13 protein-coding genes are annotated in these 13,136 nt (G+C 68.3%); 4 read left to right on the top strand and 9 right to left on the bottom strand.

The features are described from left to right. Window positions 1–37 precede the first annotated feature (37 nt). The gene (locus tag PV646_RS02585; protein WP_500339830.1) at window positions 38–514 is read left to right on the top strand and encodes an AMIN-like domain-containing (lipo)protein; all 477 of its coding nucleotides are present in this window, start codon (window positions 38–40) and stop codon (window positions 512–514) included. Window positions 515–577: 63 nt separating this feature from the next. On the opposite strand, the gene lon is transcribed toward PV646_RS02585, so the two are convergent. Together lon and PV646_RS02575 are read right to left on the bottom strand one after the other, a co-directional pair. Then, a complete protein-coding gene (gene lon, locus PV646_RS02580) occupies window positions 578–2,926 on the bottom strand; it encodes an endopeptidase La (RefSeq protein WP_500339829.1) in 2,349 nt (782 codons plus the stop codon). A gap of 76 nt (window positions 2,927–3,002) precedes the next feature. Continuing rightward, window positions 3,003–3,707, bottom strand: coding sequence for a hypothetical protein (locus PV646_RS02575; protein WP_500339828.1), 705 nt, complete (start codon window positions 3,705–3,707; stop codon window positions 3,003–3,005). A gap of 85 nt (window positions 3,708–3,792) precedes the next feature. Here PV646_RS02575 and PV646_RS02570 point away from each other — a divergent pair, with 85 nt between their 5' ends. Next, entirely contained in the window at window positions 3,793–4,590 is a 798-nt protein-coding gene (locus PV646_RS02570) for an SAM-dependent methyltransferase (protein WP_500342242.1), read from the top strand. Here PV646_RS02570 and srmL read toward each other — a convergent pair. The 4 genes from srmL to PV646_RS02550 all read right to left on the bottom strand — a co-directional run bounded on the left by srmL (window position 4,563) and on the right by PV646_RS02550 (window position 8,927). Beyond that, window positions 4,563–5,591, bottom strand: coding sequence for a PheS-related mystery ligase SrmL (gene srmL / locus PV646_RS02565; RefSeq protein ID WP_500339827.1), 1,029 nt, complete (start codon window positions 5,589–5,591; stop codon window positions 4,563–4,565). The genes PV646_RS02570 and srmL overlap by 28 nt on opposite strands. A 124-nt stretch (window positions 5,592–5,715) precedes the next feature. Continuing rightward, window positions 5,716–7,596 (bottom strand): patatin-like phospholipase family protein, encoded by a 1,881-nt coding sequence (locus PV646_RS02560; protein ID WP_500339826.1) that lies wholly within the window; start codon window positions 7,594–7,596, stop codon window positions 5,716–5,718. Between the two features lie 41 nt (window positions 7,597–7,637). Continuing rightward, window positions 7,638–8,360, bottom strand: a complete 723-nt coding sequence (locus PV646_RS02555) for a GntR family transcriptional regulator (RefSeq protein WP_500339825.1) — start codon at window positions 8,358–8,360, stop codon at window positions 7,638–7,640. A 33-nt stretch (window positions 8,361–8,393) separates the two neighbouring features. Further along, a complete protein-coding gene (locus tag PV646_RS02550; RefSeq protein WP_500339824.1) occupies window positions 8,394–8,927 on the bottom strand; it encodes a GntR family transcriptional regulator in 534 nt (177 codons plus the stop codon). 123 nt (window positions 8,928–9,050) lie between these two features. Between PV646_RS02550 and PV646_RS02545 the strand changes: the two genes are divergently transcribed. Continuing rightward, entirely contained in the window at window positions 9,051–9,221 is a 171-nt protein-coding gene (locus PV646_RS02545) for a hypothetical protein (RefSeq protein ID WP_500339823.1), read from the top strand. Between the two features lie 15 nt (window positions 9,222–9,236). Then, window positions 9,237–10,079 carry a helix-turn-helix domain-containing protein gene (locus PV646_RS02540; RefSeq protein WP_500339822.1) on the top strand — a complete coding sequence of 281 codons (843 nt, stop codon included), beginning with the start codon at window positions 9,237–9,239 and terminating at the stop codon, window positions 10,077–10,079. A 3-nt stretch (window positions 10,080–10,082) separates the two neighbouring features. Here the strand turns inward: PV646_RS02540 and PV646_RS02535 are convergent, their stop codons facing one another. Genes PV646_RS02535 through PV646_RS02525 form a run of 3 tightly spaced genes read right to left on the bottom strand, consistent with a single transcriptional unit; the run spans window position 10,083 to window position 13,128 of the window. After that, window positions 10,083–10,625, bottom strand: coding sequence for an AAA family ATPase (locus tag PV646_RS02535; protein WP_500339821.1), 543 nt, complete (start codon window positions 10,623–10,625; stop codon window positions 10,083–10,085). Then, on the bottom strand, window positions 10,622–11,257 hold the full coding sequence (locus PV646_RS02530; protein ID WP_500339820.1) for a CatB-related O-acetyltransferase: 636 nt from the start codon (window positions 11,255–11,257) through the stop codon (window positions 10,622–10,624). Before PV646_RS02530 ends, PV646_RS02535 begins: the two co-directional genes overlap by 4 nt. Beyond that, complete coding sequence (locus PV646_RS02525; RefSeq protein ID WP_500339819.1) at window positions 11,254–13,128, bottom strand: ABC transporter ATP-binding protein; 1,875 nt, start codon at window positions 13,126–13,128, stop codon at window positions 11,254–11,256. Before PV646_RS02525 ends, PV646_RS02530 begins: the two co-directional genes overlap by 4 nt. Window positions 13,129–13,136: the final 8 nt, after the last annotated feature.

The raw sequence follows: 13,136 nt of genomic DNA, 5'->3' as shown, positions 1-13,136 counted from the left end.
TTGTAGACATCAAGCGAGCCCTGAGAGGGGGCCGAAGATGAACAAACGTCTTGTCGCGGTGCTCACGGCGGCGCTGGCCGTGTTCACGTTCGTGCCGGTCGCATCGGCGCAGAGCACTCCCACGCTGTCGAACATCCGGACCGGGCAGAACGTCGGGTTCAGCCGCGTGGTGCTGGACCTGACCGGACTGCCGACGGAGCACCGGGTCAGTGAGGTCACCAGCGTGTCGCAGTGCGCTTCCGGCAACCCGATCACCGTTGCGGGGCCTGGGATCAACGAGATCCTGTCGGTCACGCTGATCGGTGCGGCGGCGCACGACGACAACGGGAACCTGACGTACACGGGGTCGCAGAACTTCGCGACTCCCGGCCTGAGCCACGTCCGCGGCGTCGCGCTCACGTGCGACTTCGAGGCCACGCTCGGGGTTGCCGTCGGGTACACCAATCCCTACTCGTGGCACCGGGTCTTCACGCTGACGAGCCCGAACCGGCTCGTCATCGACGTCGGCCTCTAGACAGCGAAAAGCCTCGTGGGGGCAGCAGTCGCCGCTACTGCCCCCACGAGGGGTCTGTGTCCGTTACGCCGCAACGGTTGCGACGGCCTCCTTCGAGAGCGCGTGCTCCAGCACCTGGGCCACGTCCGAGACGAAGTGCACCGTCAGCTGCTCACGCACCGACTCCGGCACGTCGTCCAGGTCCGGCTCGTTGCGCTGTGGCAGCAGCACGGTCGTGATGCCCGCACGGTGAGCGGCGAGCAGCTTCTGCTTCACGCCACCGATCGGCAACACGCGGCCGGTCAACGAGATCTCGCCGGTCATCGCCACGTCGGAACGCACCGGGCGGCCCGAGAGCAGTGATGCCAGCGCCGTCGTCATCGTGACACCCGCGGACGGTCCGTCCTTCGGCACCGCGCCCGCCGGGACGTGGATGTGCACTCCCCGGTCGGCCAGCGCCGCGGCCTTCTCGTCGTGCGAACGCAGGTACGACAACGCGATCTGCGCGGACTCCTTCATCACGTCGCCCAGCTGGCCGGTCAGCGTGACGCCGGACGCGCCGGTGTCCTTCGGGGCCAGCGAGGCCTCGATGAACAGCACGTCACCGCCGACACCCGTGACGGCCAGACCCGTTGCCACGCCGGGGACCGACGTGCGTTCCGCCGATTCGGGCGTGTTCTTCGGGCTGCCGATGTAGGACTTCAGCGACGGCTGGTCGACCGTGATCGGGAACTCCGCCTCGCCCAGCGCCACCTTCGCGGTCGCCTTGCGCAGGATCCGCGCGAGGGCCCGTTCCAGTTGCCGCACACCGGCTTCCCGCGTGTACTCGCTCGCGAGCTGGTGCAGTGCGGGCTTGTCGAACGTGATGTCCTCAGGGGTGAGGCCGGCGCGTTCGATCTGGCGGGGCAGCAGGTGCCCGCCGGCGATGGTGACCTTCTCGTCCTCGGTGTAGCCGTCGAGCTGCACGAGTTCCATGCGGTCGAGCAACGGCGCCGGGATCGTGTCGAGCACGTTCGCGGTCGCGAGGAACACCACGTCCGACAGGTCGAGCTCGACCTCCAGGTAGTGGTCGCGGAACGTGTGGTTCTGCGCCGGGTCCAGCACCTCGAGCAACGCCGCCGTGGGGTCGCCGCGGTAGTCCGAGCCGACCTTGTCGATCTCGTCGAGCAGCACGACCGGGTTCATCGACCCGGCCTCGCTGATCGCGCGGACGATCCGGCCCGGCAGCGCGCCGACGTACGTGCGGCGGTGACCGCGGATCTCGGCCTCGTCGCGCACACCGCCGAGGGCGACGCGGACGAACTTGCGGCCCATCGCCCGTGCCACGGACTCACCGAGCGACGTCTTGCCGACGCCGGGAGGGCCCGTCAGCGCGAGCACGGCGCCGGAACGACGCCCGCCCACCACGCCCATGCCGCGGTCGGCACGGCGCTTGCGCACGGCCAGGTACTCCGTGATGCGCTGCTTCACGTCGTCGAGGCCCGCGTGGTCGGCGTCGAGGACCTCGCGCGCCGCCTTGATGTCGTAGGAGTCCTCGGTCCGCTCGTTCCACGGAATCTCGAGGACGGTGTCGAGCCACGTCCGGATCCAGCCCACCTCGGGCGACTGCTCGGAGGTGCGCTCCAGCTTGTCGACCTCGGCCAGGGCTGCCTTCGCGACCTTCTCCGGCAGGTCCGCCGCCTCCACGCGGGCGCGGTAGTCGTCCTGCTCGGTCGCGGGCTTGCCGTCGAGCTCGGCCAGTTCCTTGCGGATCGCGGCCATCTGCTGGCGCAGCAGGAACTCCCGCTGCTGCTTCTCGACGCCTTCCTTGACGTCCTTCGCGATCGTCTCGTTGACGTCGAGCTCGGTCAGGTGCGCCTGGCCCCACTCCACGAGCTTCTCCAGCCGCGTGGTGACGTCGCTCGTCTCCAGCAGCCAGATCTTCTGCTTCTCGTCGAGGTAGGAGGCGTAACCCGCGAGGTCGGCCAGCGCCGACGGGTCGCTGATCTGCTGCACCGAGTCGACCATCTGCCACGCGCCGCGCGTCTGCAGGATGTTCGTCACCAGCGCGCGGTACTGCTTCGCGAGCTCCCGCGTGCGGTCGGTGATCACGGAGTCGTCCGCGATCGTCGCGTTGACCCACAGGGCCGCGCCCGGACCCGTGGTGCCCGTGCCGATGCGCACGCGCTTGGTGCCGCGCACGACGGCAGCGCGTTCGCCACCGGGCAGGCGGCCAACCTGCTCGATCTCGGCCAGCGTGCCCACGGCCGCGTACTTCCCGTCCAGCCTCGGGACGAGCAGCACTTGATGATTCGCCGCGGTCGTGGCCGCGTCTACCGCCGCACGCGCCTCGGAGCTCGCGTCCTCGCCGGAGATGCGGATCGGCACGACCATGCCGGGCAGCACCACGACGTCGTCCAGCGGCAGTACCGGCAGGGCCAGGGTTTCGCCCATCTCGTCATCCTCCAAAGTTGAGTCTGTACCGCTCAACCAACTGGAGTCTGCCGGTGTTCCCCTGACGTGTTCGCTGTCAGCGAGCAGCGGCCCGAAGGCGTCTGACCAGCGCGATCTCGCCGGTCACGCGGGCGAGAGCGGTGCTCGTGGGGCACGAGGACAGCACTCCCACGGGCTTGCGTCGCAGGTCGAGGCGGTCGCCGCCGGGAAATTTCACCGAGCACCGGTTGGCCGCCGCGACGAACGGCACGAGCACCTCACCTGCCTCGACCGTACGCCCGCTCAGCACGAGCGCGTCCGGCGTCCGGCGAGCGGGAGCGATGGGGATCGGGGTGTCGTAGCGGAGGAGCTCCTCGACGGCGTCCCCGGCGAGTGCCGGGTCGTTCCTGAGCAGCTCGGCCTGAGCGGGATGGTCTTGGAGCGCGCGCAGGGCGTTGGTGAGGAACGCGTGCGTGGTCTCGAGGGCAGCGAACGTCTCGACGCCGTGCGCGAGCGTGAACGCCTCGGCCGCCGTGGCCGCGACCGACTGCGCGAACGTGGCGTCGTCGGCGTCGAGCATTTCGAGCGTGCTCAGGGTGATCACGGGTCTGGCGAGCTTCACGGCGTGCGCGATCACCCGTTTGGGTAGGGGCTGTGGACCACCGGAATCGATGCCGAGCACTGTGAGTACGTCGTCGTAACGGGTGATGCACCACCCACCGATATCGGCGTCGAAGTGCACCGGGGAGCGTTCCCTGAGAAGGCGGAACCTCGCGTGGCGTTCAGCGGTGCTGGAGTGCATGGTTCCTCACACGTGACCGAAACCGTCCTGGTTCGGTTGTGTGGCGGTGGACACCCGTGCGGCGACGACGGAGGATGCGCACGTGATGGAAGAGCTGAAGTGGGTCCCGTCCACGGTCGACGTCACGCGCCCGAGCGTGGCGCGGATGTACGACTACTACCTGGGCGGCTCGCACAACTTCGAAGCCGACCGTGCCGCAGCCAAGCAGGTGGAACAGATCTTCCCCGGCGTCGCCCAGAGCGCGCAGGCGAACCGCTCGTTCCTGCGCCGGGTCGTCCGCCACCTCATGACGCAGGGCGTCGACCAGTTCCTCGACCTGGGCTCCGGCATCCCGACCGTGGGCAACGTCCACGAGATCGCCCAGCACGACAACCCGGACGCGCGCGTGGTCTACGTGGACTTCGAGCCGGTCGCCGTCTCGCACAGCAACGCACTGCTCGCCGACAACCCCAACGCGAACGCGATCCTCGCCGACCTGCGCGCGACCTCCGCGGTCCTCACCGGCGCCCGCGAGACGCTCGACTTCTCCCGGCCGGTCGGCGTGCTGGTCATCGCCGCGCTGCACTTCGTCCCGGACACCGACAGCCCGTACGAGGCCATCGCCCAGTACATGGCCGAGCTGCCCGCCGGCTCGTACCTGGCGATCACCCACGCCACCTGGGACACCCTGTCCGAGCAGGAGCTCGCCGAGGCGCGCCAGGTCGCCCAGATCTACAGCAACTCGGACAACAAGCTCACGATGCGCACGCACGCCGAAGTGACCAGGTTCTTCGACGGCATGGAGATGCTGGAGCCGGGCGTCGTCGCGGTCAACGACTGGCGCCCGGACTCCTTCGACGACGCCCACGTGGGCATCTACGGCGCGGTCGGCCGCAAGAGCTGAAGCAGCCTGTCCCTGATCTCGTTGGTCTCGCGGTCGGTGAGGGTGCGTTCCGGCGCCCTCATCGTCACGCGGAGGAGCACGTTCTTCTGACCGGGCTGGGCTTCCAGGCGTCGTTGGACGTGCTCGGGCAGGTCTTCCGCAGGAGTTTCGCTCAGAATCTCGATCTCCTCGACCACGTCCTCGGGCACGAGTTCGCGGATGCGGTCTCCGAGCGTCTCGACGTCCTCGTCGCTGCTCGCCATGATCGAGATGTCCCGTATCGCGGCCGGGTGCCGGGAGATCGGGCGGTACTCGGTGAGGTCCAGCATCTGCGCCGCGATGCGCTCGTCGGCGTTCCGCAGCAGCCGGATGTCCGGGATTCCCTTGCGCAGCATGAGGATCCGGTCCAGTCCGAGACCCATCGCGAGGCCGTGCGGGTGGTGTTTGACAACGTGCCGCGCGGCCCGTCCGCACTCGCCGATCTCGACCCACTCGCCGTCGTGCTCGACGTCGATCTGTTTGCCGTGCGTCGTGTACGGGTGCTCGGCATCCGTTGTGCGATAACGCTTACCGGGTAGCAGTGTCGTGACGACCCGGTGGATGAGGTCGTCGAGTGACTCCTCCCGGGTGCTGATCCGCCAGACGTCGAGCTGGTGCGGGGTGCCGGTGTGCAGGCGGTCGACCGTGTCGCGGCGGTAGACGAGGCCGGGACAGACCAGCGTCACGTCCGGGGTGGCGTGTGCGAGCGCGGGCGGGATCATCGCCGAGGTGTGGCTGCGCAGCATGCACGTCTCACTGACGTACCGGGTGTAGCGGGCCTCGCGGGTGATGGCGTCCCTGGGGTAGCCGAGGTGTTCGTAGTTGTGCTCGATCGGGACGAGCGGGTGGTGGCGGACCTCCTGCGGATCGTCCAGCACGGCGGTGAGATCGGCGATCAGGAGCTGCAGCGCGTGCGGGCCCTGCGCGGGATCGGTGAGATCGCGGACGTTCAGGGCGCGCACGAGTTCTTCGGTGCGGTACATGGGGATTCCCGTTCTGCTGGTCGGTGTGGGGTGCGGAGTCCCCCGACCAACGGGAATTTCAGGCGCGCGCCACCCACGCGGGTCGGGGGTGGCTAAATCGCGTCACGGGACCAGGTTAGCGCGCCTACTCGGGTGGCGTCAGCCGCAAATCGGGATCCACCGGCGGCACCCCGTCGAACGGCCCGTCGTCCTTCAGCCGTCCGACGTGGTCCAGCGCGACCTCGATCTCCTCCCGGAACGGATCACCGTCGGCCGGGGGAGTGCGGAACCACTCGTGCAGCTCGGCGGGGATCTCGAACCGCGCCAGCACCTCGTCGTACAACGCGTCCCGGTCGGCGGCCTGCACCCCGAGCTCCTGGTACTCGCGCAACGCCATGCGCAGCCGGATCCAGCGGTAGCGGTCGGTGTTGTGCTGCTGCTGGAACCGCTCGCGCAGCAGGTCACCGGCCTTCTGCCCGCGCAACGCCAGCCGCTCGATCGTGGCCGGCGGCATGAACAGGTTCGAACCGCCCTCGTCCTCGGACTGCCGCACGTGCGCGATCCGGCCGCGATACCCGGGCAACGCCGACTGCATGGTGTCGCGCCAGTCCAGGAAGGTGTTCAGGATGGACACCAGGAACCGCGGCACGGAGTCCAGCGTGGTGTACGGCGTACCGGAGGCCGACGCGTCCTGCTCGGGCAGCCACACGTCGTTCCTGTCGCCGTTCGGGTAGGGCTGGATGGTGAGGCCGAACGTGGGCCAGCGCGGCAGCAGCGCGTCGAAGAAGTGGATCGGGAAGTTGCTGGTGATGCCGCCATCGGAGAACCAGTGCACGCGCCCGTCCCGGCACAGCGGCACGGCGGCGAACAGACCGGGGAACGACAACGACATCCGCACGGCGAGCACGACCGGCAGATGGTCCTTCGGCGGCAACGTGCGCAGCGGCATGTGCTCGTGCAGCGGACACTTCAGGGCGGTCTCGGGTCCGTTCAACTGCTCGACGACCCGCTGCGGCAGCACGTAGTTCAGACACTCGTCGCAGTACTGCCACTCCTCCTTGAACGGCAACCGGTACGGCCGCCCCTCGGACACGTCGGTCGTCATCAGCACGAGGTTGATGTCACCGAGATCGCCGAACGTCAGGGCGTCGGACGTACCCGCGATGTCGTCGAGCTGGTCGGCGATCCAGTCGGCGAGCGGCGGCACCCCCGTCGACTTCGGCACGCCGGCCAGCCGGTCGAGCCACGACGGCGTGAAGTCGCCCGTGCCCGGCACGAGTCCGAAGTGGATGGATCGGGCGTTGAACTTCAGGAACCGCTGCATCGCGTACCCGTACGTGACGATCAGCGCGCTGACGGCCGCCAGCGACAGCACCAGCCACACCAGGAGCACGATCGCCGCGGTCGCGTAGTGCCGGGAGAACGCCAGCCCGAGCACCAGCGGCACCGCCGCGAACACCCAGACAGGCCAGGACAAACTCGACCGCAACGGCCACAACACCGTGACAAGACAGGCCAGCGCCACCACGGCGACGGTCACCGCGAGCCAACCCGGATAGGCCGACGGCGCGAGCCACGCCGAGTACAGCACGGGCCCACCCAGCCACAGCAACGCCATCAGCGCCAGTACGGCCTTGGCCCGCAAACCGACCGCCCCGAGCAACGCGAAGAACAGGCACGTGACCGCACTGCGCCCGGTCGTCTCACGCTTCTGCATGGACGCCACCACGATCCGGTACAGCGCCCGCGTCTTCTCGGCGGGCTGGAACAGCTGCGCCATCCGCCACCGCTCGGCACCGGAACCGGACGTGAACCACGTGATCAGCCCGGCCAGCTTCTCGAACCCACCGGTCGCCCGCCCGCGTTCGGCCGCGGCCGTGAACCCCGCGGCGATCGCCCCGGCGGACGCGCCACCGATCTGCTTGAACTCGTAGTGGCGGGCCAGCGAGGCGACCGCGAGGGGGTACACGACTCCGCTGGTCGTGCCGCCCCGCATGGTCAGGTCGCAGTAGCGGTCGTACTCCATGTGCCCATGATCGCGCGGTCAGCGGCGGCGGCTCAAGACGTTCACTCGGACGCCACAGTCTGGCGGTACAGAAGCTCGTAGAGGTGCGCGCCCTTGATGAGCACGGACGCTTCGACGGGTCGCTCGTCGTCGCTGTGGACGACACGAAGCTGCCGGATCACCGGCGTTCCGTCAGGAAGGTCGAGAGACTCGGCTTCCTCCACGGTAGGAGGACGCGCCGAGATGCGATCGACGAAGGTCCTCTGCGGGAAGCCGAGCTCCGCGAGTTCCTTCGGGGCGCCGCCGGGGATCTTCGCGGGCTTCGCGAGTCTGCTGCCGGCGGCGATGTCGGTGGGGTAGTACGACGCTGACAACTCCACTGGCTGGTCGTCGTGAAAGAGGATCCTCGTGCGCACGACCGCTGTCGCGCCTGGACCGAGCCGCAATCCGTCAGCGACGTCCGCCGGTGGTGCCGCGGTCGTGACGGCGACCAGTTGATAGCGGAACCGACCGGGTGCGGGTGCGATGTAGGAGGTGGCTTCGACCACGAGTGGCTGCCGGTCACGCACGTAGACGCCCTTGCCGACACGACTGTCGAGGAAACCCTCGTCCTTCAGGGATTTCAGCGCGTGCTGGATAGTCGCGTTCGCGGCGCCGTACTGCGCGACGAGCTGAGAGGTGGAGGGCAGTTGCGTGCCCGGGCCCAGATCGCCACGCATGATGAGATCGCGCAGATCTGCCGCGATCTGCTGGTGCCTGGGTCGAAGGTCACGCGCGCGGGGCAAAACCGGCTCCTCGTTGGCAATTCGTCGTGGAGATCATGGCGTCAGCTCGTAGCGCAACCGCCGCCCGTCCGCTGTCATCGTCATGACGCTGGCTTCGACAGGGAGATCTTTCTCCGTGAACAGCGTGCGCGCGAGCAGCAACACGCAGGACTGGATGCCGAGTCGCAGCACAGCTTGTTCGTCCTGGGTGGCCAACCGTGCGCTGACGTCCTCGCGGACGTGCCGTGGCTGATGACCCAGGTCGGCCAGGAGGGCGACCGCGCCACCGGGGATCTTACGAGCCCCCGCCAGCCGGGTACCGCGGGCGATGGCTGCGGGGTAGTACGAGTCGGTGATCTCGACGGGGTGGTCGTCGAAGAGCATCAGACGGCGTCTCGCGATCACCGCATCGCCTGCGGCCAGGTTGAGCATGTCGGCGATGGCCGCCGTGGCGGGCACTTCTTCCACGCCGAGCAACTTCTGGGTGCCGGTGCCACCGTGCGCGGCAGCTTCGGCGCCCCATGCGTCACCGCGCCGGCCGCTCACATACGGCATCGAGACGCTCGTCCACGGGCCGGCGTTCGTCATAGGTCGACTCCCTTGGTCCGATGGCTCTGCGTTGACCTTAGTCGTAAGGCAGCAAGGTCAGCTCGCGTCGAGTCTGCTACCTTTCGGATATTGCAGTAAGGTTGGGGGCGAGAGGAGCTGACCATGGCGTGTGCCGAGGACATGGTCCCGGTAGTCGTGAACCTGACTCGTTCGCAGGTCGCGGTGCTGGCCAGAGCTGCGGTGGTGGTCACGTCGGCGCTGGATTGCGAAGAAACGAACACCGCGATGCAAGGACTGTTGCTGTTCCGTCAAGCGGTGGCCGGGGTGCGCTGAGATCGGAGGGGAAGCATGCCGACGAAGGTCTCGACCGCGCGTGGGCGCGAATTCGGTGCGGTGCTGAGAGATGCACTTGCTTCTGCAGGCCTGACATCGCGTCACGCCGCCGAAGTCCTGGACTGGGACGAAGGCAAGATCTCGAACCTCGTGAACGGCAAAGGCGGTGCCAGCCAAGTCGAAGTCGCACTGTTGCTGGGCGTCTGCCGGGTGAAGGCCGACGAGGCTGCGCGCCTGCTCTCGCTTTACTGCGAAAAGAACGTTCGGGGGTGGTGGCAGCAGCACGGCGCGTGCTCGCCCGTCGGTTGCCGCACGGTCGTAGAGCACCTGGAGGTGGCTACGACGATGACGTGCTGGCACACGCACCTGGTGCCGCTCTTCCTGCAGACGGCCGACTACATGCGCGAGGTGCTGGATGCCGATTCGACAGATGAACGGGAGGAGCGCGTGCAGGCGCGGCTAGCGATGCAGACGTTCCTCCAGCACGGCATGGCCTGCACCTTCATCATCCACGAATTGGCGCTGCTCCTTCCTGTCGGTGGCGCTGAAACACATGCGGGTCAGCTGCTGCACCTGATGTTCATGGCGAACCGTCCGAACGTCAGGATTCGGATCGTGCCTGCGGCCCGGGGCGCGCATGCCGGGGCGGCCGGGCCGTTCACCCGGCTGACGTTCAGCAGGTACCGGCCATTGGTGTGGGTCGAGACCGAGAACTCCAGTCTCTTCATCGAGGCGGATGATGCAATCGAGGGCTACGAAAGAGTCGTACGCGCACTAGAGGACAGTGCCTTGGACGAGGACGCGTCCAAGGCGTTGATCCTTCGCTCGTACGAGACCCTCGGTGCGCGAGTCAGCTGACGTTCACTCGGACGCCACAGGTTCGTTCGGCAGCCGTTCCGCCGCCAGCCACCACGAGATCACGTCCTGCGCCACCTCGGCCACCGGCTGGTCGGCGGACACCACGAAGTCCTCGATCCACGAAGCCGCGAAGAGCATCTCCAGCTCCTCGGCCCGGTTGAGGTGCCACCGCAGGTCGGCCTCGGCGTGGTGCCGCCGCACGAGCCGCTCGTGCACGACGGACAGGTCCGCCTTCAACCGGCACACGTTCAGCTTCGCGCCGACGACCTCGGCGTACCGCTCGCGGTCGGCCTGGCTCTCCACGACGCCCGCGAGCACGATGCGGTGCACACCCGCGTCGGCGTAGTTGCGCACCACGGCTCGCAGGTTCCGCAGTTGCAGCTCGAAGTGGAACGGGTCGTCGGCGGGCGCGGGCCAGCACGACGACAGCCAGTCGAGGTCGATCACCGCGTGCGGGACCTCGGCCTCGGCGAGGCGCGAACCGACCTCCTCGGCGACCGTCGTCTTGCCCACGCCGACCGGGCCGGTGATCAGCAATGCCTTCACGGCGCGACCTCGGCCAGTTCGGCGGGGGTGCCCGCCATGATCGTGCGGACGTGCTCTGTCACCTTCTCCACCGGCCAGTCCCACCAGGCGATGCGCTCCAGCAGTGCGACGTCTTCGTCGCTGTAGCGGGTCTTCAGGAGCTTCGCCGGGTTGCCGCCGACGATGCCGTACGCGGGAACGTCCGACACGACGACGGAGCCGGCGGCGATGATCGCGCCGTTGCCGATCCGCACGCCCGGCATGATCAGGGAGTTGTAGCCGATCCAGACGTCGTTGCCCACCACCGTGTCGCCACGGGAGGGCGCGCCGAGGGCGATGTCGAGCGTCTTCTCGCCCCAGACGCCGCCGAAGATCGTGAACGGGAACGTCGACACGCCCGCCATGCTGTGGTTGGCGCCGGACATGATGAACCGCACGCCCTCGGCCAGCGCGCAGTAACGGCCGATGACCAGCTTTTCGGCGCCGAAGTTGTAGAGCACGTTGCGCTGCTCGAACTCCGTGGCGTGGTGCGGGTCGTCGTAGTAGGTGTACTCGCCGATCTCGATCTGCGGATTCTTCACCAACGGCTTCAAAAGCACCGTGCGCGCGTAGTCCGGCAACGGGTAGAGGTTGTCGGGCGAGGGGATGGTCAAGGTGCTCCGATCGGCTCTTCACTGAACTGAGTGCGGTACAGCTTCGCGTAGTGGCCTTCCCTGGCCAGCAACGTTTCATGCGTACCACGCTCGACGATCTGACCGCTGTCCACGACGAGGATCTGGTCCGCCGCCCGGATGGTCGAGAGCCGGTGTGCGATGACCAGTGACGTGCGGCCCGCCAGTGCCTCGACCAGCGCTTCCTGCACGGCGGCCTCCGAGCGCGAGTCCAGGTGAGCGGTCGCCTCGTCCAGGATCACCACGCGGGGCTTGGCCAGCAGCAGCCGCGCGATCGTGAGTCGTTGCCGTTCGCCGCCCGAGAGGCGGTAGCCGCGTTCGCCCACGACGGTGTCCAGCTGGTCCGGCAGCGACGCCACCAGGTCCGCGAGGCGGGCGCGGGTCAGCGCGTCCCAGATCTCCTCGTCGGTGGCCGTGGGAGCGGCGAGACGGAGGTTCGCGCCGATCGACTCGTGGAACAGGTGCCCGTCCTGCGTCACCATGCCCACGGTCTCGCGGATCGAGTCGAACGACAGGTCGCGGACGTCCACACCGGACAGTCGTACGGAGCCGGAGTCCGCGTCGTACAGGCGGGGCAGCAGGGAGGCGATCGTGGACTTGCCCGCACCCGACGCGCCGACCAGTGCGATCAGCGAACCCGGTGCGGCGACGAACGAGATCCCGCCGAGGATCTCCTCACCGCCACGGGTGTCGAGCGACGCCACCTCCTCCAGCGACGCCAGTGAGACCTTGTCCGCGGACGGGTAGGCGAACTTCACGTCCGCGAACTCGACCTCCACCGGGCCGTCCGGCACGGCGACGGGAGAGGCCTTTTCCTTGATCAACGGCGGCAGGTCCAGCACCTCGAAGACCCGCTCGAACGACACCAGTGCCGTCATCACGTCCACCCGTGCGCCGGCCAACGCCGTCAACGGCGCGTACAGCCGCGTCAGCAGCAGCGCCAAGGTCACGATCGTGCCCGGCGCCATCTGTCCGGCGAACACGAAGTACCCGCCCAGCCCGTAGACCAGCGCCAGCGCCAACGACGACACGAGCGTCAAGGCGACGAGGAACAGCCACTGCGCCACGGCCGTCCGCACGCCGATGTCCCGCACACGCTTCGCACGAGAGCCGAACTCCGCGCTCTCGATGGAAGGCCGGCCGAACAGCTTGATCAACGTCGCGCCCGGCGCGGAGAACCGCTCGGTCATCTGGGTCGTCATCGCCGAGTCGAGGTTCGCGGCCTCGCGGTGCATGGACGCCAAACGCTTGCCCATCCGCCGCGCGGGCAGCAGGAAGATCGGCAGCAACACCATCGCGAGCACCGTGACCTGCCACGACAGCGTCAGCATCACGATCAGGGTCAGCGCCAGGGCGATCACGTTCGTGACCACGCCGGAGATCGTCTCGGAGAACGCCCGCTGCGCGGCGATCACGTCGTTGTTCAGCCGCGACACCAGCGCACCGGTGCGCGTGCGGGTGAAGAACGCGATCGGCATCCGCTGCACGTGGTCGAAGACTGCCTGCCGCAGCCGCAGGATCAGGTCCTCGCCGACCCGCGACGACTGCCACCGCTCGACCAGCGAGAACCCGGCCTCCAGCACCGCCACGCCGGCGATCGCCAGTGCGAGCCACACAACCAGTCCGTAGTCACGGCCGCCGATGATGGTGTCGACGACGCGTCCGGCCAGCACCGGAGAGGCGACGGCCAGCACGGCCGCGACCGAGCTGATGGCCAGCAGGAAGTACACGGCTCGCCGCTGGGGGTGGGCGAACCGGGCGACACGCTTCAACGTCGCCCGGCTCACGCGACGGCTTTTCTCGTCCTGCATCGCGCTTTCGAGCGCGTACCAGGCGTTGAAGTCGATGTTCATGACGACCA

Source organism: Streptomyces sp. ID05-26A (assembly GCF_033794685.1).
Lineage (GTDB): Bacteria > Actinomycetota > Actinomycetes > Mycobacteriales > Pseudonocardiaceae > Lentzea.
This window is presented reverse-complemented; position numbering and strand designations above follow the sequence as displayed.